Below are 20,908 nucleotides of genomic sequence, written 5' to 3'. Positions count from 1 at the left end.
CTCACAGTTCGTCCCAGCCGGGCACGACAAGGGAATGGGGCGAGAAGATCGCGGCGGCCTTGAACAGGCTTCCCATCTGGTCCTCGGCGGTCAGGCGGTTCAGTTGGCGGTCGATGACCGGGGCGGCGTCGGGGCGTCCCGACTTCAACCGTTCGGCGCGGGCTTCGATCCCGAGCAGGCGCAGGAAGTCGCCCTGGCCCAGGCATCCGGTCACATCGGCGCCGGCGCGCAGGGCCGCCTCCAGCACCAGGGGGAAGTCGGCCCACTGGGTCAGGTCGGCCTCGCCGGGGGCCTCCAGGGGATCGACCTTGCGGTGGCGATGCAGGGCCTGGAGGGTGTCGCCGGCCTCGGGCCGGGCGCGGCCGTAGTCGATCAGCAGGGCGGCGCCCGAGACGGCCTTCATCAGCAGGCCCAGGTCGCGGCCGAAGATGGCCTGCTGCTCCGAAATCTCGAAGATCCCGCCGGGTTCGATGTCGAAGCCCGGCTTGTCGAAACCGCCCGAGATGGCGGTCAGGCCGAAGATCAGGTCGTCAGCGTCGGTCACGCCGATGCGGCGCTCGGCCCAGCCGTCCTCGGTGCGGACGAACTGGCGCGCGGGCAGGCAGTCCAGCACCTCGTTGGCGATCAGGATGACCGGGGCGTCGGTCTCGATCCGGGTCAGGTCGCGGACCCAGCGAGGCGACAGGTCGGCGCCGGCCAGGGCCCTGGCCTGGAGCTCGCGCAGAGGGCCGCTGGGCTCGATCAGGATCAGGTCGCAGGCTTCGAGGAAGCCGGGGACCAGGCGGGCGGCGCGCAGGGCGTCGCTCATCAATGTGCCGTCGCCGGGGCCGACCTCGACCAGGCGGAACCGCTCGGGCGCGCCCAGCCGATTCCAGGTCTCGACCGCCCACAGGCCGATCAGTTCGCCGAACATCTGGCTGATCAGGGGGGCGGTGATGAAGTCGCCGGCCTCGCCCAGGGCGGGACGCGAGGCGTAGTAGCCGCCCTTGGGATCGTGCAGGCAGCGGGTGACATAGTCGGCGACGGTCATCGGACCCGTCAGGGCGATCTCGCGCGCCAGACGGGTCTTCAGGGTTTCGGCCTCGCTCATGCGGCGGCCCTTAAGCCGCGACGGGCGGCCGGTTCCAGGCGCGCCAGATCAGCCAGGCGCCGATCAGGATCATCGGGATCGACAGCATCATCCCCATGGTCAGGCCCAGCGGGAAGTTCGGCATGCCGAAGTCGGGCTCGCGCACATTCTCCAGCGCGGCGCGACAGACGCCGTAGCCGACCAGGAACAGGCCGGTGATGTAGCCGGGCTTCTTCAGCAGATCGAACTTCCAGATGCCCAGGGACAGGATGGACAGAAGCACGATCCCCTCCAGACCGGCCTCATAGAGCTGGCTGGGATGGCGGGCCACGTCGCCGGCGGGGCAGAAGCCGTACATCTGCTGGATGCGGTCGTTGCAGAAGCGGATGGCCCAGGGGACGGTCGTCTCGCGGCCCCAGAGCTCGCCGTTGATGAAATTGGCCAGGCGGCCGAACATCAGGCCGATCGGCACGACGGGCGCCACCACGTCGCCCAGGCGCAGCATGTTTATCTTCTGGCTGCGGGCATAGAGGACGATGGCCAGGCAGACGCCCAGGAAGCCGCCGTGGAAGCTCATGCCGCCGGTCCACAGCTGCAGCAGTTCGAACCGTTCGGCCAGGGAGTGGCCGGTGAACAACTGGACGTACATGACCGGCTTGTAGAAGAGGGCGTAGCCCAGGCGTCCGCCCAGGATGATGCCCAGCACGATCCACAGGACCAGATCGTCCAGCTGGGTCGTGGTGATCGGCGGCTTGCCGGGCGCCCACAGTTTCTCGGACTTCACCAGACGGGCGGCGTACCACCAGCCCAGGACGATGCCGGCCACATAGGCCAGGGCGTACCAGCGGATCGGAAGCGGTCCGAGGTGGATCAGGACCGGATCGAATTCGGGAAAGGGCAAGGGGCGTTCCTGTGAAGGGCAGTCTCTGGAGGCGGTTTAGCAAGCGTCGCCGCGTCCGTCGCCTGTGAAGACGCATCACGACGCCTTGATGGCGCCCGCGAAGCAGCAGAAAGAAAGGTTTCGTTCACCATGGTCGGTGAACCTTCGTTAACGACGTTGAGTCGGAGCCCGCCATGCAGACCCGAAATCCCATCCTGGACGAGTTCGCTAAGCTGACCACCGGCGCCATGGGCCTGGCCCAGGCCGCCGGCGAGGAGGCCAAGACCGCCTGGCGCGCCCAGGCCGACCGGATCGCCGCAGAGATGGACCTGGTCCGCCGCGACGAATTCGATGTGCTGAAGGACGAGATCAAGGCGCTGCGCGCTGAGATCGCCGAGCTGAAGGCCGCCCAGAAGCCCGCCGCCAAGGCCGCAACCAAGGACTCGGGCAAGCCTGCCAAGGGAACGTCCACAGATGGAACTCAACCCGGGGACGCAGCCGGTTGAGCCGAATCCGCGAACAGGCTTACCGTTCTGTTAACGCCCGCGATTCTCGCGGACGCAGCTCGAAAGACACTTGATGGACATCGCCCGGCCCGAAGAAACGGACGTGCCCTTCGACCCGCTGGAGGTCGTCGAGCATGTTCTTACGGCCGAGAACCTGCCGTTCGACCGCACCGACGACGGCGACCTGGCCTTCGCCCTGGCCGGCGACTGGAAGGATTACGAGCTGTGGTTCGCCTGGCGTCCCGAGGGCGACTGCCTGCAGCTGTGCTGCGCCCTGGACCTGAAGGTGGCCAAGAGCCGCAAGACCGCTGCCTATGAGCTGGTGGGGCTGATCAATCAACGCACCTGGATGGGCCATTTCGAAGTCTGGGCCGAGGACGGCGAGATCGTCTTCCGCCATTCGCTTGCCCTGCCCATGGGCGAGCGCCCCACCCTGGCCCAGGCCGCCTCAATGATCGACGCGGCCATCGAGGCGGCGGATCGCTATTACCCCGCCTTCGACTTCATGGTGCGCGGGAACAAGAAGCCCCAGGAGGCGATCGACTCCTGCCTGTTCGAGACGGTCGGAAACGCCTGATGGCCGTCGCGGGACCCGTCGCCCTGGTCGGCTGCGGCCGGCTGGGTTCCGCCATTCTGGAAGGCTGGCTGCTGACGCAGACCGTCGCGCCAGGCGACCTGATCATTCTGAGCCCGTCCGAGAAGCCCTCCGCCGAGGCGGCGCGGGCCGAGGGCGCGCGGATCAACCCGCCGCTGGAGGCCCTGACCGAGGCCAGGGTCATCGTCCTGGCGGTCAAGCCGGCGATGTGGCGCGAGGTGGTGACGCCGCTGCTGCCCTTCCTCGGCGACGAGGCGGTGATCCTGTCCGTCATGGCGGGGGTGACCGCGCCGACCCTGGCGGAGGGGATCGGCGGATGGCCCATCGTGCGGGTCATGCCGACGACCGGCGTGTCGCGCGGACGCGGCGTGGCCTCGGTCTGGTCGGCCGACGACCGGGCCCGAGATCTCGGTCGAGATCTGTTCGCGCCGATGGCGGAGACCGTCGCCCTGGCGGACGAGGCCCTGATGGATGCGGCGACTGCAGTGGCCGGCTCGGGCGCAGCCTATTTCTACGCCTTCACCGAGGCCCTGGCCCGCGCCGGCGAGGCCGCAGGGCTGGATGCGGCGACGGCCGATGTTCTGGCGCGCGCCACCCTGAGATCGGCGGCGGATTCCATGGGCGAGGACGGGCTGGAGGCCCTGATCGGCCGGATCGCCTCGCCCGGCGGCTCGACCCGCGCCGGGCTGGACGCGCTGGCGAAGGACGGCCGTCTGACGACGATGCTGGACGAGACGGTCGCGGCGGCGGTGCGCCGCAACCGTGAAATGGGCGCCTAGAAGCGACCGCGCTCGATCTGGTCGCCGAAACGCTCGAAGGCGCGGTCGGCGTCACGCCAGACGCTGTAGCCCCAGACGTCACGGATGTTGGGCGAGAAGTAGGAAAACTCCACCGGCTTGGTCTGACCGTCGGCGGTGATGATCTCGCCCTTGATCGCGGCGCCGCCGATCGAGACGCTGCGGATCGGATCCAGGCCCGGCGTGGTGCGGACCTGTTCGATGGTCGGGCGGTTCGGCTTCAGATCGACCAGAACCAGATTGGCCGTGGCGCCGGGGTAGCGCTGTTCCAGCGCCTTGCCGACCTCGGCCTGAAGGCCGGCGATCTGTTCGTTGACCTCGCGGTCGCCGAGTTTCTCGACCTGACGCTGCAGTTCCGGGCCCACCGTGACGTTGACGGTGGGGTTTTGCGCCTGGGCCATGGCCGCGACGGCGAGGGTCGCGGCAAGGGGGGCGAAGAAGGCGAGTTTACGCATGGTTTTTGTCTCCATCCCTGTCGGGAGTGAAGATGCGCCTTATGGCGCCGTTTCGCTAGAGGGTGCGACGATCGACACCTGTCCGGGCACCCGGATGAGGGCCTTCAACCCGCCCAGGTCGCTGCGGTCCAGGGTGACGTCCCCGCCGTGGCCGCGCGCCACGTCCCGGGCGATGGCCAGGCCCAGGCCGACGCCCTTGCGGTTCTGGTTACGGGACTCGTCCAGCCGAGAGAAGGGACGGAAGGCTTCGTCGTACATGTCTTCGGGAATCCCCGGACCATCGTCCTCGACAGCGATCTCCAGTCCGCCCGAGGGCAGGGGGCGGGCGGACAGTCTTACCCGGTCGCCGTGGGCGGCGGCGTTGCCGGCCAGGTTCACCAGCGCCCGCTTGAAGGCCAGGGGACGCAGAGAGGCGGTCATTCCCTCCGGAGCCGACACCTCGACCTCGGCGCCGACCCGTTTGGCGTCGTCTGCGGCGGTGCGCAGCAGGTCGGGAATGGAGACCGCCTGAGGCGGCTCTCCCGCCTGGCCGCGAGCAAAGTCGAGGTATTCGTCGATCATGTGCTCCATCTCGTCCAGGTCGCCGCGCATGGCGGCCTGGCGCTTGAACGGCGGGGCCAGGGCCAGTTCAAGCCGCAGCCGGGTCAGGGGCGTGCGCAGGTCGTGGCTGACCGAGGCCAGAAGCACGGTGCGCTGGTCGATATGGCGCTGGATACGATCCCGCATGGCCAGGAAGGCGGTGGCGGCGGCGCGGACCTCGCGCGCGCCGTGCGGCTTGAACCGGGGTACGGTCTCGCCGCGACCGAAGGCCTCGGCCGCGTCGGCCAGCCGCTCGATGGCGCGCACCTGGTTGCGGATGAACAGGATCGCCACCCCCATCAGCAAGACGGTGGCGATGGTCAGCCACAGGACGAAGATGTGGGCCTGGGTCGCCACGGCGCGCTCGCGCGGGGCGATGATGCGCAGCACCCCCTGCGGCTCCTGCACCTGGATGTCGACATAGGCGGGGTAGCGGGTGGTGTCGAACCAGTAGGGACGGTCCAGCCGCGAATCCAGCGCCCGGTTCAACACCCGGTCGACCACCCCGATGGCGCCGCGCCGGGTTTCCGTCGGCAGGGTCCGGCCCTCCTGCAGCACGATCGACAGGGACATGGACCGTTCGGCCCGGTCCGACAGACGTTCCAGATTCCTGGGACTGGGATCGTCCTCATAGCTTTCGACCGCCCAGGCGATGTCGCCGGCCAGGCCCTCGGACAGTCGCGCCGTCACCGTCTGCCAGTGGGCGTCGAAGAAGATCCAGGTCACCGCGACCTGCATGACCAGCACGGGCAGGACGATGATGAGCAGCGACCGACCCCACAGCGAAGTCGGTATTCGCCGCTTCAGGAAGCGCGGCCACAGATAGGCGGGCAGCAGCCGCATGACGTCAGTCGGGGGCCAGCATATAGCCCACGCCCCGAACGGTCTGGAGATAGCGCGGGTTCTTCGGGTCGCTTTCCAGCTTGCGGCGCAGGCGGGTGACCTGGACGTCCACGGCGCGGCCGGTGATGTCGGCGGTGTCGGGCGACAGGCTCATACGCTCGACCGGCGCGTGGGCGTGAAGGGCCAGGGTCTTCAACAGCTGCGCCTCGGCCTCGGTCAGACGCTGGGGCGCGCCGTCGCGGGTCAGTTCCAGCCGTTCCATGTCGAAGACGGCCGTGCCCAGCTTGATCTCGCGCGGGCCGATCGGCTTGCCGCCGGTGCGGCGCAGGATGGCGTCGATGCGCAGCACCAGTTCGCGGGGTTCGAACGGCTTGGACATATAGTCGTCGGCGCCGCGCGACAGGCCCTCGATCCGGTCCTCGGGATCGCCGCGCGCGGTCAGCAGCAGGACCGGCGTCTTGGACAGTTCAGCCTTGCTGCGCACCCAGGAGGTCAGGTCCAGTCCGCTCTCGCCCGGCATCATGACGTCCAGCACGACCAGGTCGAACTCGATCAGCTCCATCATCCGCTTGGCGGCTGCCGCGTGGGCGGCGCCGGTGACGCGATAACCCTCGCGCGCCAGGAATTCCTTCAGCAGCTCGCGGATCCGGTCGTCGTCGTCGACGATCAGCAGATGGCGGCCCACGCCGGGGCCGGCGATGGGGCCGGAACGGCCATGCGAGCGTGTTTCGGCCATGCTCATGCGACTTTCCCCCGTGTCAGGACGTTGACCTGAACGATTCGGGCGGCTCTAACACCGGCAGTTCCGCGGGAGACGTGTTTCAATGGCCTTCGTTCCTTTCGACGATCGTGATGGATGGATCTGGTTTGACGGCGAATTCGTGCCCTGGCGGGAAACGAAGACGCATATTCTGACCCATGCTCTCCACTATGGCTCGTCGGTATTCGAGGGTGAGCGTATGTACGGCGGCGAAATCTTCAAGCTGACGCCGCATTCGGAGCGCCTGAAGCGGTCCGCGAACCTGCTCGATTTCGAGATACCCTACAGTGTCGCTGAAATCGACGCCATTTGTAACGAAACCTGCGCTAAGAACGGTCTGACGGACTGTTATGTGCGCCCCGTCGCCTATCTGGGCCCGGAACAGACCAGTGTTTCGGCGCTGAACAACAAGGTTCACCTGGCGGTGGCCGTCTGGGACTGGCCCAGCTATTTCGATCCGGAGGTCAAGGCGCGCGGCCTGCGTCTGGAATGGTCGAAATGGCGCCGGCCGGACCCGGCGACCGCCCCGACCACGGCCAAGGCGGCCGGTCTCTACATGATCTGCACCATGTCCAAGAACGCGGCCGAGCGGCGCGGCTACGCCGACGCCCTGATGCTGGACTGGCGCGGCTGCGTGGCCGAGGCGACCGGCGCCAACGTCTTCTTCGTCAAGGACGGGGTGCTGCACACGCCCAGGGTCGAGCATATCCTGGACGGCATCACCCGCCAGACCGTGATCGAGATCGCCCAGTCCAAGGGGATCGAGGTCGTGGTGCGCGACATCCAGCCGGAGGAGCTGACGGACTTCACCGAATGTTTCCTGACCGGGACGGCCGTCGAGGTGACGCCGGTGGCCGAGGTGGGCGATTATCGCTTCACCCCGGGCGCCCTGTCGCTGGACCTGATGGAGACCTACGGCCGGCTGGTGCGCGGCCAGATCTGAGGCCCTACCAGCGCAGGGCGAAGCGGCCGACTGCGGCGCCGATCAGGCCCGCAGCGGCGACGCCCAGCGTGTACCAGGTGGCCACGAAGGCGGCCGTCTCCTCCGCGCAGTGCAGGCCATAGGCCGTCGCCGCGATGGCGCCGGCGGCCAGGCCCAGGGCCGCGCCGGCCGCCGTCGGCCGCGTCGGCGCCAGTCGTCGCGCCGACAGGAAGACAAGCGGGGCGGCGAACAGGCTGGCCATCAGGATGTTGAGGCCGCAGACCGAAGAACTGCGGCCCATCCAGTGCGCCATCCGCTGGTCGGCCGGCGTGGTCATCATCTCCATTCCGCCCCACAGGACGGCGACGCCCGCGACCACGGCCACGGCGATCAGGGCCGGGGTCGCGCGCACGCCGGGTCGTCCCAGAAGCGTCGCAAGCCACAGGGCGGCGGCGGCCAGTGCGGCGGTGTAGAGGGCCTTCATCCACATCGCCGGCCCCTGCATGGCCTGATGGAGGTCGGGGCGCACGCCCAGAATCAGGACGACGGCCAGGACGGCGGCCGCGCCGGCGCCGGCCAGCAGCGGGGCGCTGGGGCGGGCGGGGCGGACGGGCTCCACGCCCGCCGCCAGGGCGTCGATCAGGTCGTCAGTCTTCATCGGTCGATACGCTGGCGCTCAGGGTCTTCAGGCTGCGGTGGACGCTGACCTTGGCCGCGCCCTCTGTGAAACCGTTGCGGGCGCCGGCCTCGGCCAGGCTGTAGCCGCCGATACGGACGTCCTCGATCAGCCGGCGCTGGCGAAGCGGCAAGATGGACAGGACCTTCTTCAGGTCGCGCCGCACGGCGCCGTCCTCGACGCTGTGTTCGGCCAGCAGAACCGAGGCCTCCTCCAGCGGCACGTCGTTGCGACGGCCCTGGCGGCGGAAATGGTCGATCAGCTTGTAGCGCGCGATGGCGTAGGCCCAGGCCGTGAAGGGCTGCGACCGGTCGTAGGTGGCGCGCTTGGCGTGAATGGCGATCAGGCAGTCCTGCACGAGATCCTCCACATCGGCCTCGGCGCCGGTCAGACGGCGTTTGAAAAAGGCGGTCAGGGCGCCGCGCAATTCGGTCAGCAGGGCGCGCCAGGCCACAGGGTCGCCGTCGAGACCCCGCAGCATCAGACGTTTAAGCTCGGCTTCCCTGTCGACCACGCCCTGTTCCATTCGCGCCGGACGGCCGAAGGGTTACACGGCGTCGCACCGATCGACGACGAATATCTCGCGCCTTTGCCACGGTCCTGAACGCCCGCCCCTTGCCTGTTGCGTCACTTTGTCCTTGAAGCGGAGTGAGACCGGCGCGGGCCGGGCAGGGATGCGTCTTTCATGTTCAGTCTGCTGAACCTCCAGAGCCTGTTCGGCCTGGTCGTCATCGTCGCCGTCTGCTGGGCGCTGTCGGAGAACCGGCGGGACTTCCCGTGGAAACTGGCCATCGGCGCCATACTGGTCCAGGCGGGCCTGGTGCTGGCCCTGTTCGCCATTCCCGGATCACGCACGGTCCTGACGGCGGTGACCGGCGCGATCGACGGCCTGGCGGTGGCGACGGCCCAGGGGACGCGGTTCGTGTTCGGCTATCTGGGCGGCGGCGACCAGCCCTATGTGGTCCAGAACGACGGCGCCCTGTTCACCTTCGCCTTCAACGTCCTGCCGCTGATCATGGTGATCTCGGCCCTGTCGGCCCTGTTGTGGCACTGGAAGATCCTGAAGTGGCTGATCCGCGGCTTCGGCGTGCTGTTCCAGCGCACCATGGGCCTGGGGGGCGCCTCGGCCCTGGCGGTGGCGGCCAACATCTTCCTGGGCACGATCGAGAGCCCCATCGTCATCAAGGCCTATCTGGACAAGCTGAGCCGGTCCGAGATCTTCCTGATGATGACGGTCGGCCTGGCCACCGTCGCCGGTTCGACCATGGTGGCCTACGCCAGCATCCTGTCGCAGACCCTGCCCAACGCCGCCGGCCACGTCCTGGTGGCCTCCATCGTCTCGGCCCCGGCGGGCGTGCTACTGGCCCGGATCATGGTGCCGGAGCCCAACAAGGAAGCCATCCAGTCGATCAGCTACGACTCGGCGCTGAAGTACGACAGCGCCATCGACGCCATCTCCAAGGGCACGTCCGACGGCCTGATGGTGGTGCTGAACATCTCGGCCGTGCTGATCGTCTTCGTGGCCCTGGTGGCCCTGGTCAATGTCATGCTGGGCGGCTTCGTCGTCTTCGGCGAGCCGCTGACGGTCGAGCGGATCCTGGGCGTCCTGCTGACGCCCCTGGCCTGGCTGATCGGCGTCGATGCGTCCGAGGCGGGCAAGGCGGGCTGGCTGTTGGGGGTCAAACTGACCCTGACCGAATTCGTCGCCTTCATCGACCTGGGCAAGATCCCGGTCGGAGAGATGAGCGAACGCACCCGCATGCTGATGACCTATGCGCTCTGCGGCTTCGCCAACATCGGCTCGGTCGGCATCACGGTGACCGGCCTGTCGGTGCTGATGCCCGAGCGCCGCGAGGAGGTTCTGGGCCTGATCTGGAAGGCCCTGTTCGCCGGCTTCATGGCCACGGCCATGAGCGCCGCCATCGTCGGCGCCTTGCCCGCCGCCGTCTTCGGCTAGTAGCGTCTCCCGCAAAAAGGGAGACGCCGCATGAAACTCTACGCCTCGCACCGCGCGCCCAATCCGCGCCGTGTCCGCTGGGTCATGGCCGAGAAGGGGATCGAGGACGTCGAGATCGTCGAGGTCGACATCATGGCGGGCGAGCACCGCACGGCGGATTACCGCGCCAGGTTCGGCGTGCCCCATGTGCCGGGCCTGGAACTGGACGACGGGACCAGCCTGACGGAATCCATCGCCATCTGCCGCTATCTGGAGGCCCTGCATCCCGAGCCGAACCTGTTCGGCCGCGACCCGAAGGAACAGGCCCTGATCGAGATGTGGATGCGCCGCTGCGAAATCTATCTGGCCAATCCGATGATGCTGACCGTGCGGTTCAGCCATCCGGCCCTGGCGGCGCTCGAGGCGCCTCAGCCCCAGGTCGCGGAATACAATCGCGGCGGCGCCGAGAAATTCATGAAGACCCTGGACCGCCGGCTGGCGGAGCGGGAGTTCATCGCCGACCGCTTCACCATCGCCGACATCGTCGCCGTGGTAGGCCTCGATTTCGGCCGGCTGATCAAATACCGCCCGCCGGCCGAACTGGAGAACCTGGCCCGCTGGATGGAGACCTGCCACGCGCGTCCGGCGGCGAAGGCGGGGGCCTGATTGAAAATCGAGGTTAGCTAGGTTAGCTTATCGACATGGCCGTCACCGCGAATATCCACGAAGCCAAGACGACGCTGTCGAAACTGATCGAACGCGCCCTGGCGGGCGAGGCTGTCGTCATCGCCAAGGCGGGCAAGCCCTTGGTGCGGCTGGAGCCGATCACGGCGACGCAAGACGGCGACGACCGCATGGCTGCGTTCGATAAGTACCAGGGGCGCGTCATCCTGGACGACGCCTGGGAAGAGGCGGAGTTCGACGAGGCCATGCTTGATCGACTCTATGGCGTGGAGGTAAACGCGGGCCACGCACGTGTCGCCGAAGCGCCGAGGCCGTTCGACGGCAAGTGAAGCTGCTGCTCGACACCAATGTAGTGGTCTGGATGACGGGCTGGCGTCAGCGTCTCCGGCCGGAGGTGCTGACGGCCCTGGCTGACAGGGGCAATGAGTTGGTCGTCAGCACAGCGTCTCTGCTGGAAATCGCGTCGAAGACGGCCAGAGGACGGCTGGCCTTCGATGACCAGATGCTGGGCGATCTGGAGCGGCAGGTCCGGTTCCTGCCCGTAAGCGCATCTCACGCCTGGCGGGTCGCCCGGCTGCCCGTGTTGCACACTGACCCGTTCGACCGGCTGCTGGTGGCGCAGGCCCTGGAGGAGCGGATGGTGCTGGTCACTGGCGATCACGCCCTCTCCGCCTACGACGTGCCGCTACTTCTGACTTGATCACCGCGGCGTGAACTTGCGGATCACCCCCGAGAAGGTCATCAGCAGGCGTTCGCCAGTGGTGATCTGGCCACGCACGAAGATCAGGCTCTTACCCGCCTTGGTCACCTGGCCCGTGGCCTCGATCAGTTCGCCGACATAGCCGCCGTCGATGAAGGTGGAGTCCAGCTGGACCGTCACGCCCGAGGCGCCTTCCATCTCCTGATAGGCGATCTGGAACATGGCGATGTCGGCGAAGGTCATCAGGCAACCGCCGTGCATCCGGTGGCCGGCGTTCATGTGTTTCTGCTCGGCGCGGAAGGCGCAGCGCATCGAACCGTCGGGATCCAGCTTGCCGTAGAAGGGACCGACCACCACGTCGAAGGTGTCGTGCAGGTCGTAGGTCTGCCAGCCGGCGAACTCGCCTTCGGTGATGGTGATTTTCTTCGGCATGCTGACAGGGCCTTACTTCTGGTCTCGCGGTGCAGCATATAGGCCCAATGAGCGATCCGATCGAAACCGCAATCCTGGACAAACTGTCCTCCATCGGCCCCGGCAAGAGCATTGAGCCGGCCGAAGTGGCCAAAGCGCTACAGCCCGAGCAGTGGCAGCGCATGCTGCCCAAGGTCCGGGCCACGGCCCTGGGCCTGATGCGTCAGGGCAGGCTGACCATCACCAAGAAGGGCAAGCCGGTCGATCCGGACAATTTCCGGGGGGTGACGCGCCTGCGTCAGCCGACCCAGGAAGAGACCGCCCTGGCGCTTAGCCGTCGTCCGCCGGTTGTCGACGAGGGTGATGACGACTGACCTCGACGAGGTTCTGAGCGACATCCGCGCCTGCCGCGCCTGCGCGGGCGTGCTGCCGCATACGCCGCGACCGGTGGTGCGGGTCTTTCCCGAGACGCGGCTGCTGATCTGCGGCCAGGCGCCGGGCCGGCGGGTGCATGAGAGCGGCCTGCCGTTCACCGATCCGTCGGGCGACCGGCTGCGCGACTGGATGGGCGTGGACTATGCGACCTTCTATGCGGATCACCGCATCGGGGTGGCGGCCCAGGCCTTCTGCTATCCGGGCACGGCGCCGAAGGGCGGGGACTATCCGCCGCCGACACGGTGCGCCGACCTGTGGCGCCCGCAGTTGCTGGACGCCCTTCCGCGGATGCAACTGACCCTGCTGGTCGGCGGCTACGCTCAGGCCTGGGCGCTGGGCGAACGGGCGAAACGGAACATGACCGAGACGGTGCGGGCGTGGCGGGACTATGCGCCCGACCTGCTGGTGCTGCCGCATCCGTCCTGGCGCAACACCGCCTGGCTGAGGAAGAACCCCTGGTTCGAGGGCGAGGTGGTCCCGTATCTGAGGGAACGGGTGTGCTCGATACTAAAACCCGCTCATCCCGGCGAAAGCCGGGCCCCAGTTCTTTCGTGAGGCCGTGCGTGGGACGAATGGCTAAGAATTTTCTCAGGCGTCTTTCGCCCAAAGCCCTGGGTCCCGGCTTTCGCCGGGATGAGCGGAAAAGGATTGTCCCGGTCTTCGCCGCGCTCGCCCTGTCGGCCTGCGCCGCACCCCATATCCAGCCGCCCTTGACGCCGCCTGCCGGGTTCGCCGGGCCGAATGTGCAGGATCAGGTTCTGGTCATGTCGGACGGGGCGCGACTGCCCTATCTGCGGTGGGGGCCGAAGGAACAGCAGCCCTGGGCGGTGATCGTGGCCCTGCACGGCATGAACGACCACGACGCCAGCTTCCGCCTGGCCGGGCCGTGGTGGGCCGAGCAGGGGATCGAGACCTGGTCCTATGATCAGCGCGGCTTCGGCGCGGCGCCGGGGCGGGGCGTCTGGGCCGGCGAGCGGCGGATGACCGACGACCTGCGCGAGATCACGGCCCTGGCCCGCACCCGCCATCCCGACGCCGTCATCGCCGTGGTGGGCGAGAGCATGGGCGGATCGGTGACGGCCGCCGCCTTCGGCTCGGACAATCCGCCGGATGCGGATCGGGTGATCCTGTTGGCGCCGGGAGTCTGGGGCTGGTCGACCCAGGGGCCGCTCAACAGCACGGCGCTGAACATCGCCGCGCGGGCTCTTGGCGATGTGGCGCTGGAGCCGCCCGAGTTCATCACCCGCGACATCCACGCCTCGTCCAATACGCTGGAACTGGTCCGCAACGGGCGCGATCCGATGAGTATTCTCGCGACCCGGTTCGACACGGTCTATGGGCTGGTCGATCTGATGGAGACCTCGTCGCGCAGCCTGGGCCGGATCCGGGGCGACGCCATCCTGATGTACGGCGCTCATGACGAGGTGGTGAAGAAGGGGCCGATGAAACTGGCCCTGGAGCGGGCCGAGCGCGAGGGCGGGACGCTGCGAACCGCCTGGTATCCGAACGGCTGGCATCTGCTGAACCGGGATCTGGACGCAGAGGTCGTCTATCGTGACGTGGTCTCGTGGCTGCGCGATCCGAAGGCGGCCCTGCCATCGGGGGCGCCGGCGGTGCTGCCGCAGCTGGAGAAGGCGGGGCGTTGACAGGTTTTCCCTCCCCGGGACGGGGAGGGTGGCTGAGGCGAAGCCGAAGTCGGGTGGGGAGGGCAGGCGACGTCCCACGGATCTGTCTCCTGTCAGGCGGATGCGGCCGTGCCGGCCGCCCCCACCCCGTCGCTGGCGCGACGACCCTCCCCGGGGCGGGGAGGGAGAAGATCATGCCAGACAATGCCGCTTGATCGCCGCAATGCTCGGGCCTATCAGGCGCGCAATAATCTCACCCAGGGAGCGCCTATCGTGGGCATGACGCTGTTCGATTCTCCGTCTTTCGCGAATCATGAGGGTGTTCACGCCTTCTTCGACGAGAAAACCGGCCTCAAGGCGATCGTCGCCGTCCACTCGACCGCGCGCGGTCCGGCCGTCGGCGGCACGCGGATGTGGAACTACGGCTCCTCGGCGGAAGCCCTGGAGGACGTGCTGCGCCTGTCCAAGGGCATGAGCTACAAGAACGCCGTCGCGGATCTGGAGATGGGCGGCGGCAAGTCGGTCATCATCGGCGACGCCCGCACCCAGAAGACGCCCGAACTGTTCCGCGCCTTCGGTCGCGCCGTCGATACGCTGGGCGGGATCTATTACGCCGCCGAGGACGTGGGCGTGTCGGTGTCCGACATCGCCGAGGCGCGCAAGGAGACGACGCGGGTCCTGGGCCTTAAGGACGGTCCGGAAGCCTCGGGCGATCCCAGCCCGGTCACGGCCGAGGGCGTCTATCGCTCGACCCTGGCCGTCGCGCGGCGTCTGTGGAAACAGGACGACCTGACCGGCCTGACCATAGCGGTCCAGGGCGTGGGCCATGTCGGCGGCTATCTGGCCGACAAGATGGCCGCCGCCGGCGCCAAACTGGTGCTGACCGATGTGAACACGGCGACTTTAGCCGAGGTCGCGGCCCGCACCGGCGGCGAGATCGTCGCCCCGGACGCCATCTATGACGTCAAGGCCGACATCTATGCGCCCTGCGCCCTGGGGGCGACGCTGAACCTGCAGACCCTGGACCGGATCGGCGCCAAGGCGGTGGTCGGCGCGGCGAACAACCAGCTGGCCACGCCGGAGATCGGCCGGATCCTGTTCGAGCGCGGCGTGCTGTATGCGCCGGACTATGTCGTCAACGGCGGCGGCATCATCAATGTGGCCGGCGAGATGCGCGCGCGTCAGCTGAAGACGGGTTTCGACGCGGCCTGGGTCGAGACCAAGCTGGCCCGCCTGATCGACACTTTCGAGGAAATCCTGGAGCGGTCGGCGACAGAAGCCCGTCCTACCCACGAGATCGCCGACGCCATCGCCGAGGCGCGCATTTCCGCAGCCGGCGAGGAGCGCCGCGAGGCGGCCTGAAGCGCTGAAAAAATAGGCGGCGGCGACCAACCTGCGTTTGGGGTGGGAATGATCAGTCGCCGCCGCAGTCCCCGTCCGCATAAGACCGGATCGGGGTGCAAATCTGTTTAACGGCGGCGTAGGGCGAACGCCTTAAGGACGATTTGTCGTGTCCGATCGGTCGGATGTCAGCCCATGAAGCTGGCGAGGACGACCCATGCGCCGATCGAGAGAATGGCGGCGGCGGTATAGCCCAGCGTGGCGTAGACGGCGTCCGCCTGTCGGGGGCGGCGGTCGGGATTCCAGATGGTCATCGTTTCCTCCATGCCCCTCTGCGGGGGCCGTGTACGGAGATAATCCCGAGTCGCGACCGAAGTTCTCTCACGTTCGATCACATCCCCGCGAACGGCGTTCGGCTTTCAGCCCGTGGACCGGCGGCGATTCCGTAAACGTCTCTTAACGCCACGTTTACCAACCAGGCGGCATTTTCTGCCTAGCGGGGCGTCAGTGTCTCCCGCGAGTTTGGGGCGGGAACGCGTGGGCGGCTTTACGGCGGCGTTGCAGAAGTTCGGGATCGGTCGTCTGGCTGCGGTCCTCGGCGTCGCCGCAGGCGTGACCGCCGTGCTGGTCGCCGTCATGCTGCGTGTGGGCCAGGCGCCCGATGCGCTGCTCTATTCCAACCTGGATCTGCGCGAGGCGGGCGAGATCACCGCCGCCCTGGATCAGGCGGGCATCAAATACACCTCCAAGGGCGACGGCTCGACCGTGATGGTCAATCGCGACGACGTCGGCACCGCCCGGATGCTGGTGGCCGAGAAGGGGCTCGTGACCTCGGGCTCGGTCGGCTACGAAATCTTCGACAACCAGTCGGTGCTGGGCCAGACCGAGTTCCAGCAGCAACTGAACGAACAGCGGGCCCTGCAGGGCGAGCTGTCGCGCACCATCATGTCGATGCGCGGCATCACCGCCGCCCGCGTCCACATCACCATGCCGCGCCGCGAGATGTTCACCGCCGCCGCCGGGGATCCGACCGCCGCCGTTCTGGTGGGGCTGGGCGGCCGCGACCTGAGCGCGGACCAGGTGCGGGCGATCCGCAATCTGGTGGCCTCGTCCGTGCCGAACCTGAAGCCTGACCGCGTCACCGTCGCCGACCAGAACAATCGCACCCTGGCGGCCGGCAGCGACGACGGGACCTTCTCGTCGGCTTCCGCCGCAGAGGCCAAGGGCAATACCGAGGCCCAGCTCCAGGCGCGCATCAAGGATATCGTCGAGGGCGTGGTCGGCATCGGCGCCGCGCGGGTCCAGGTCACGGCCGATATCGATCAGAGCCGCGCCACCACCCAGGAAGAGAAGTTCGATCCGGATGGTCAGGTCGTGCGTTCGACCACCACCAACGGCTCGCAGTCGTCGGACACGACGGGCCAGCAGAACGGCGGCGTCACCGCGACCAACAACATCCCCGGCGGCGCGCCGCCCGCGACCACGCCCGCAGCCGCCACTTCCGCAGAGAATGCGGAGACGACCAACTACGAAATCTCGAAGACCACCACGACCACGACCCGCGAACCGGGCGAAGTGAAGAAGCTGGCCGTCGCCGTTGCGGTGGACGGCAAGTGGACGCCCGCCGCCGACGGCAAGGGCGAGGCGACCTATGCGCCGCGCTCGGCCCAGGAGATCGCCCAGATCAAGTCGCTGGTCGCCGCCGCCGCCGGCATCGACGAGACCCGCGGCGACAAGATCGAAGTCATCAACGTCCGCTTCAATCACGACACCGGAATCGCCGGGGGCCTGGACGGCAAGTCTTCGCTGCTGGACTTCTCCAAGAACGACATCATGCGGTTCGTCGAGCTGGGCATCCTGGCCGTGGTCGCCCTGCTGCTGATCTTCTTCGTCCTGCGTCCGCTGCTGAAGACGGCCGCCGGCGGACCGGCCAGCCCGGCCCTGATCGCGTCCGACGGTACGCCGGTCACGACGGTGACGACCACGGTCATCGGCGCCGACGGTCAGCCGCAGCTGGTGCAGTTGCCCGCCCCGACCGAGATGGACCAGAAGATCGACATCGCCCGCATCGAGGGCCAGGTGAAGGCTTCTTCGGTCAAGAAGGTCGCGGATTTCGTCCAGGCCCATCCGGATGAAGCCGCCGGCATCCTGCGCACCTGGGTGGCGGAAGGCTGATGGCCAAGCTCGTCAACAAGAAACAGGCGATCGAAGACCCCAACAAGCTGACGGGGCCGGAGAAGGCCGCCGTCATCCTGCTGGCCCTGGGCGAGGAACACACCGCCCTGTGGGAGCGCCTGGACGACGAGGAGGTCAAGGAAATCTCCCAGGCCATGGCGACCCTGGGCAATGTGACCGCCGATGCGGTCGAGGCCCTGATGATCGAATTCGTGTCCGGCCTGGCCGGCTCGGGCTCGGTCATGGGCAGCTACGAACAGACCCAGAAGCTGCTGGCCGCCTTCCTGCCCAAGGATCGCGTCGACGGCCTGATGGAGGAGATCCGCGGTCCGGCCGGCCGCACCATGTGGGACAAGCTGGGCAATGTGAACGAGGCGGTCCTCGCCAACTATCTGAAGAACGAATATCCCCAGACCGTCGCCGTCATCCTGTCCAAGGTGCGGTCCGACCACGCCGCCCGCGTCCTGACCAGCCTGCCCGAGGACTTCGCGCTGGAATGCGTGCAGCGGATGCTGCGCATGGAGCCGGTGCAGCGCGAGATCCTGGACAAGATCGAGGCGACGCTGCGCACCGAATTCATGTCGAACCTGGCGCGCACCTCCAAGCGCGACAGCCACGAGATGATGGCCGATATCTTCAACAGCTTCGATCGCCAGACCGAGGCCCGTTTCATCGGCGCCCTGGAAGAGCGGAACCGCGAGTCGGCCGAGCGCATCCGCGCCCTGATGTTCGTGTTCGAGGACCTGTCCAAGCTGGATCCGGGCGGCGTCCAGACCCTGCTGCGCGCCGTCGACAAGGACGCCCTGGGCCTGGCCATGAAGGGGGCGTCGGAAGGCCTGCGCGAGATGTTCTTCTCCAACATGTCCGAACGCGCGTCCAAGATCATGCGCGAGGACATGGAGTCGATGGGGCCGGTGCGTCTGAAGGACGTCGATGCGGCCCAGATGGCCATGGTGCAGGTCGCCAAGGATCTGGCCGCACGCGGCGACATCATGCTGGCCGGCCAGGGCACCGACGACGAGCTGATCTACTGACATGAGCACCCCCTTCGCCTTCGATACCGAGTTCGACGCCAACGGCACGGTGGTGCGCCCGGGCGCCTGGAAGCCGGCCAAGCGCAGCTATCTGCCCGCCGAGGTCGAGGCCATGCTGGCGACGGCGCGGCTGGAGGCCCGGCAGCAGGCGCTGGCCGAGGTGGAGAACATCCGCGCCATGGCCCTGAGCAATATCGCCCAGGGCGTGGCGGCGGCCCTGCCGTCCCTGCGCAACTTGGCCCAGGCGCATCGCGAACAGTCGGCCGATCTGGCGGTCGCCGCCGCCCGCGCCATCGGCGGAGCCGCGCTGGATCGTTTCCCCCAGGCACCCTTGCGCGCCGCGCTGGAGACGCTGGCCCAGGAGATCGACGCCTCGCCCCGTCTGGTCGTGCGCGCCGCCGGCCTGGACGAGGAGGTCCGGGCCCAGATCGAACAGGCCTGCGCCGACAGCGGCTTCACCGGGGTCGTGGCGTTCCGCGACGAACCCGGCATGGGCTTCGCCGCCTTCCAGCTGGAATGGGCCGACGGCCGCGCCGACCACGATCCGAGCGGCTCGGCCCAGCGCGTGACCGAGGCCCTGACCGCCGCCCTGGCCGCCGAGGCCGGTCACGCCGAACCCCCTATTTCCGTCGACAGGAGTGATTTCTGATGGCTTCCGACGACCTTTCGCTTGAGGAGTTCTCGGACTCCAACGCCCTGAACATCGCCGACGATCACGGCGACAAGACCGCCGCCGACCTGGCCACCGTCTTCGAGGTGCCGGTCAATATCTCGGCCGTGCTGGGCAAGTCGCACATGTCGGTGGCCCAACTGCTGAAGCTCAACAAGGGTTCGGTGCTGGAGCTGGACCGCAAGGTCGGCGAGGCGATCGACATCTTCGTCAACAACCGCCTGATCGCGCGTGGCGAGGTCGTCGTCGTCGACGACCGGCTGGGCGTGACCATGACGGAAATCATCAAGACCGAGGACAGCGGCGCCTGAGCGATTTCGTAGAAATCGCGTCTTGCTGGGAAGCGGGGCGACGCGTTCGAAACAGAGATTAGAGGAGAAGAACGATGCGTCTTCTGGTGGTAGGCAGACTGAGCGGACAGCTCGCTTCGGCGGTGAAGATGGCCATGGCGCACGGCGCCAAGGTCAATCACGTCGAGCGTGCGGATCAGGCGACCGAGCAACTGCGACGCGGGCAGGGGGCCGACCTGCTGATGGTCGACTATCAGCTCGACATCGCCGCCCTGATCGCCGCGAACGAGAACGAGCGGATCACGGTCCCGGTCGTGGCCTTCGGCGTCGACGCCGATGCACGCGAGGCCGCCGCTGCGATCAAGGCTGGGGCCAAGGAGTTCATCCCGCTTCCGCCCGACGCCGAACTGATCGCCGCCGTCCTGTCGGCCGTGGCGGACGACGAGAAGCCGATGATCTCGGCCGATCCGTCGATGAAGGCGGTGCTGCAGCTGGCGGACCAGGTCGCACGTTCGGAAGCCTCGATCCTGATCACCGGCGAAAGCGGCGTCGGCAAGGAGGTGATGGCGCGTTACCTGCACGAGCATTCGCGCCGGTCGGAACGGCCCTTCATCAGCGTCAACTGCGCCGCCATTCCGGACAATCTGCTGGAATCCGAACTGTTCGGGCACGAGAAGGGCGCCTTCACCGGCGCCGTCGCGCGCCGGATCGGCAAGTTCGAGGAGGCCGACGGCGGCACCCTGCTGCTGGACGAAATCTCGGAGATGGACGCCCGCCTGCAGGCCAAGCTGCTGCGCGCCATCCAGGAGCGGGTCATCGACCGCGTCGGCGGCTCCAAGCCGGTCTCGGTCAATATCCGCATCATCGCGACGTCCAACCGCGACCTGGCCCGCGCCGTGTCGGAGGGCACGTTCCGTGAAGACCTGCTGTACCGTCTGAACGTCGTGAACCTGCGCCTGCCGTCCCTGCGCGAGCGTCCGGGCGACATCGGCGTTCTGGCCGATCACTTCATCAAGAAATACGCCGCCGCCAACGGCGTGCCGGTTCGCCCGATCTCGACCCAGGCGCGTCAGGCCATCGGCGCCCACCGCTGGCCCGGCAACGTCCGCGAGCTGGAAAACGCCATGCACCGCGCGGTGCTGCTGGCCACCGGCCCGGAAATCGACGTCGACGCCATCCGCCTGCCGGACGGCCAGCCGCTGACGCCGGTGTCGGGCATGACCGGCGTCGCCTCCACCGGACTTGAAAATCCCTATGGCGGCGGCGTGGCCGCCCGCGCGGCCCAGGCGGCCGACGCGGTGACCCGCAGCTTCGTGGGCCAGACAGTGGCGGCGATGGAAAAGACCCTGATTCTGGACACCCTGACCCACTGCCTGGGCAATCGCACCCATGCGGCCAACATCCTGGGCATCTCGATCCGCACCCTGCGCAACAAGCTGAACGAATACGCCGACGAGGGCGCGGCCATTCCGGCGCCCCAGTCGGGCGTCTCGGCCTCGGGCTACGCGGCCTGAACATGAGCGGC

General features: G+C 67.8%; 26 protein-coding genes. 17 read left to right on the top strand and 9 right to left on the bottom strand.

All coding sequences use genetic code 11. The features are described from left to right. Window position 1: 1 nt before the first annotated feature. Window positions 2-1,090 (bottom strand): class I SAM-dependent methyltransferase, encoded by a 1,089-nt coding sequence (locus tag ACIQ1T_RS00790; RefSeq protein WP_395942583.1) that lies wholly within the window; start codon window positions 1,088-1,090, stop codon window positions 2-4. Between the two features lie 10 nt (window positions 1,091-1,100). Continuing rightward, window positions 1,101-1,970: a prolipoprotein diacylglyceryl transferase gene (gene lgt / locus ACIQ1T_RS00785; protein ID WP_395942582.1), complete on the bottom strand. Its 870-nt coding sequence runs from the start codon at window positions 1,968-1,970 to the stop codon at window positions 1,101-1,103. Between the two features lie 173 nt (window positions 1,971-2,143). Between lgt and ACIQ1T_RS00780 the strand changes: the two genes are divergently transcribed. The 3 genes from ACIQ1T_RS00780 (at window position 2,144) to ACIQ1T_RS00770 (ending at window position 3,829) form a co-directional block, all read left to right on the top strand. Further along, a complete protein-coding gene (locus ACIQ1T_RS00780) occupies window positions 2,144-2,455 on the top strand; it encodes an accessory factor UbiK family protein (protein WP_395942581.1) in 312 nt (103 codons plus the stop codon). A 73-nt stretch (window positions 2,456-2,528) separates the two neighbouring features. Further along, window positions 2,529-3,032, top strand: coding sequence for a YbjN domain-containing protein (locus tag ACIQ1T_RS00775; protein WP_395942580.1), 504 nt, complete (start codon window positions 2,529-2,531; stop codon window positions 3,030-3,032). Beyond that, window positions 3,032-3,829, top strand: coding sequence for a pyrroline-5-carboxylate reductase family protein (locus ACIQ1T_RS00770; protein WP_395942579.1), 798 nt, complete (start codon window positions 3,032-3,034; stop codon window positions 3,827-3,829). Before ACIQ1T_RS00775 ends, ACIQ1T_RS00770 begins: the two co-directional genes overlap by 1 nt. On the opposite strand, the gene ACIQ1T_RS00765 is transcribed toward ACIQ1T_RS00770, so the two are convergent. Genes ACIQ1T_RS00765 through ACIQ1T_RS00755 form a run of 3 tightly spaced genes read right to left on the bottom strand, consistent with a single transcriptional unit; the run spans window position 3,826 to window position 6,460 of the window. Next, entirely contained in the window at window positions 3,826-4,302 is a 477-nt protein-coding gene (locus ACIQ1T_RS00765) for a hypothetical protein (protein ID WP_395942578.1), read from the bottom strand. The genes ACIQ1T_RS00770 and ACIQ1T_RS00765 overlap by 4 nt on opposite strands. Window positions 4,303-4,341: 39 nt before the next feature. Continuing rightward, on the bottom strand, window positions 4,342-5,724 hold the full coding sequence (locus ACIQ1T_RS00760; RefSeq protein WP_395942577.1) for an ATP-binding protein: 1,383 nt from the start codon (window positions 5,722-5,724) through the stop codon (window positions 4,342-4,344). Between the two features lie 4 nt (window positions 5,725-5,728). Next, the gene (locus ACIQ1T_RS00755; RefSeq protein ID WP_395943103.1) at window positions 5,729-6,460 is read right to left on the bottom strand and encodes a response regulator; all 732 of its coding nucleotides are present in this window, start codon (window positions 6,458-6,460) and stop codon (window positions 5,729-5,731) included. 88 nt (window positions 6,461-6,548) lie between these two features. On the opposite strand from ACIQ1T_RS00755, the gene ACIQ1T_RS00750 reads away from it, so the two are divergent. Further along, complete coding sequence (locus ACIQ1T_RS00750) at window positions 6,549-7,427, top strand: branched-chain amino acid aminotransferase (RefSeq protein ID WP_395942576.1); 879 nt, start codon at window positions 6,549-6,551, stop codon at window positions 7,425-7,427. Between the two features lie 4 nt (window positions 7,428-7,431). On the opposite strand, the gene ACIQ1T_RS00745 is transcribed toward ACIQ1T_RS00750, so the two are convergent. Both ACIQ1T_RS00745 and ACIQ1T_RS00740 read right to left on the bottom strand, forming a co-directional pair. Next, a complete protein-coding gene (locus ACIQ1T_RS00745; protein WP_395942575.1) occupies window positions 7,432-8,064 on the bottom strand; it encodes an NrsF family protein in 633 nt (210 codons plus the stop codon). Then, complete coding sequence (locus ACIQ1T_RS00740; RefSeq protein ID WP_395942574.1) at window positions 8,054-8,596, bottom strand: sigma-70 family RNA polymerase sigma factor; 543 nt, start codon at window positions 8,594-8,596, stop codon at window positions 8,054-8,056. The genes ACIQ1T_RS00745 and ACIQ1T_RS00740 overlap by 11 nt, the downstream gene beginning before the upstream one ends. A gap of 171 nt (window positions 8,597-8,767) precedes the next feature. Between ACIQ1T_RS00740 and ACIQ1T_RS00735 the strand changes: the two genes are divergently transcribed. From ACIQ1T_RS00735 to ACIQ1T_RS00720, 4 genes are read left to right on the top strand one after another with little or no spacing between them, the layout of a single operon-like run. Then, entirely contained in the window at window positions 8,768-10,039 is a 1,272-nt protein-coding gene (locus tag ACIQ1T_RS00735) for a NupC/NupG family nucleoside CNT transporter (protein WP_395942573.1), read from the top strand. 30 nt (window positions 10,040-10,069) lie between these two features. Continuing rightward, entirely contained in the window at window positions 10,070-10,684 is a 615-nt protein-coding gene (locus tag ACIQ1T_RS00730; RefSeq protein WP_395942572.1) for a glutathione S-transferase family protein, read from the top strand. A gap of 35 nt (window positions 10,685-10,719) precedes the next feature. After that, window positions 10,720-11,031 (top strand): type II toxin-antitoxin system Phd/YefM family antitoxin, encoded by a 312-nt coding sequence (locus tag ACIQ1T_RS00725; protein WP_395942571.1) that lies wholly within the window; start codon window positions 10,720-10,722, stop codon window positions 11,029-11,031. After that, window positions 11,028-11,402 (top strand): type II toxin-antitoxin system VapC family toxin, encoded by a 375-nt coding sequence (locus tag ACIQ1T_RS00720; protein WP_395942570.1) that lies wholly within the window; start codon window positions 11,028-11,030, stop codon window positions 11,400-11,402. Before ACIQ1T_RS00725 ends, ACIQ1T_RS00720 begins: the two co-directional genes overlap by 4 nt. Here the strand turns inward: ACIQ1T_RS00720 and ACIQ1T_RS00715 are convergent, their stop codons facing one another. Further along, entirely contained in the window at window positions 11,403-11,834 is a 432-nt protein-coding gene (locus tag ACIQ1T_RS00715) for a PaaI family thioesterase (RefSeq protein ID WP_395942569.1), read from the bottom strand. It abuts the gene before it with no gap. Window positions 11,835-11,881: 47 nt separating this feature from the next. Here ACIQ1T_RS00715 and ACIQ1T_RS00710 point away from each other — a divergent pair, with 47 nt between their 5' ends. The 4 genes from ACIQ1T_RS00710 to ACIQ1T_RS00695 all read left to right on the top strand — a co-directional run bounded on the left by ACIQ1T_RS00710 (window position 11,882) and on the right by ACIQ1T_RS00695 (window position 15,235). Further along, a complete protein-coding gene (locus ACIQ1T_RS00710; RefSeq protein ID WP_395942568.1) occupies window positions 11,882-12,187 on the top strand; it encodes a DUF3253 domain-containing protein in 306 nt (101 codons plus the stop codon). After that, on the top strand, window positions 12,177-12,803 hold the full coding sequence (locus ACIQ1T_RS00705; RefSeq protein WP_395942567.1) for a uracil-DNA glycosylase family protein: 627 nt from the start codon (window positions 12,177-12,179) through the stop codon (window positions 12,801-12,803). Before ACIQ1T_RS00710 ends, ACIQ1T_RS00705 begins: the two co-directional genes overlap by 11 nt. A 17-nt stretch (window positions 12,804-12,820) precedes the next feature. Beyond that, on the top strand, window positions 12,821-13,894 hold the full coding sequence (locus tag ACIQ1T_RS00700) for an alpha/beta fold hydrolase (protein WP_395942566.1): 1,074 nt from the start codon (window positions 12,821-12,823) through the stop codon (window positions 13,892-13,894). A gap of 258 nt (window positions 13,895-14,152) precedes the next feature. Further along, on the top strand, window positions 14,153-15,235 hold the full coding sequence (locus ACIQ1T_RS00695) for a Glu/Leu/Phe/Val dehydrogenase (RefSeq protein WP_395942565.1): 1,083 nt from the start codon (window positions 14,153-14,155) through the stop codon (window positions 15,233-15,235). A gap of 167 nt (window positions 15,236-15,402) precedes the next feature. On the opposite strand, the gene ACIQ1T_RS00690 is transcribed toward ACIQ1T_RS00695, so the two are convergent. Beyond that, window positions 15,403-15,528 carry a hypothetical protein gene (locus ACIQ1T_RS00690; RefSeq protein ID WP_395942564.1) on the bottom strand — a complete coding sequence of 42 codons (126 nt, stop codon included), beginning with the start codon at window positions 15,526-15,528 and terminating at the stop codon, window positions 15,403-15,405. Window positions 15,529-15,751: 223 nt separating this feature from the next. On the opposite strand from ACIQ1T_RS00690, the gene fliF reads away from it, so the two are divergent. The 5 genes from fliF (at window position 15,752) to ACIQ1T_RS00665 (ending at window position 20,897) form a co-directional block, all read left to right on the top strand. Next, entirely contained in the window at window positions 15,752-17,389 is a 1,638-nt protein-coding gene (gene fliF, locus ACIQ1T_RS00685) for a flagellar basal-body MS-ring/collar protein FliF (RefSeq protein ID WP_395942563.1), read from the top strand. Continuing rightward, a complete protein-coding gene (gene fliG, locus ACIQ1T_RS00680; protein WP_395942562.1) occupies window positions 17,389-18,423 on the top strand; it encodes a flagellar motor switch protein FliG in 1,035 nt (344 codons plus the stop codon). Before fliF ends, fliG begins: the two co-directional genes overlap by 1 nt. Before the next feature lies 1 nt (window position 18,424). Then, window positions 18,425-19,072, top strand: a complete 648-nt coding sequence (locus ACIQ1T_RS00675) for a flagellar assembly protein FlbE (RefSeq protein ID WP_395942561.1) — start codon at window positions 18,425-18,427, stop codon at window positions 19,070-19,072. After that, the gene (gene fliN / locus ACIQ1T_RS00670; protein WP_395942560.1) at window positions 19,072-19,404 is read left to right on the top strand and encodes a flagellar motor switch protein FliN; all 333 of its coding nucleotides are present in this window, start codon (window positions 19,072-19,074) and stop codon (window positions 19,402-19,404) included. Before ACIQ1T_RS00675 ends, fliN begins: the two co-directional genes overlap by 1 nt. A 74-nt stretch (window positions 19,405-19,478) precedes the next feature. Continuing rightward, on the top strand, window positions 19,479-20,897 hold the full coding sequence (locus ACIQ1T_RS00665; protein ID WP_395942559.1) for a sigma-54 interaction domain-containing protein: 1,419 nt from the start codon (window positions 19,479-19,481) through the stop codon (window positions 20,895-20,897). Window positions 20,898-20,908: the final 11 nt, after the last annotated feature.

It is taken from the genome of Brevundimonas sp. (assembly GCF_044336875.1).
In the GTDB taxonomy this organism is placed as follows: domain Bacteria; phylum Pseudomonadota; class Alphaproteobacteria; order Caulobacterales; family Caulobacteraceae; genus Brevundimonas.
This window is presented reverse-complemented; position numbering and strand designations above follow the sequence as displayed.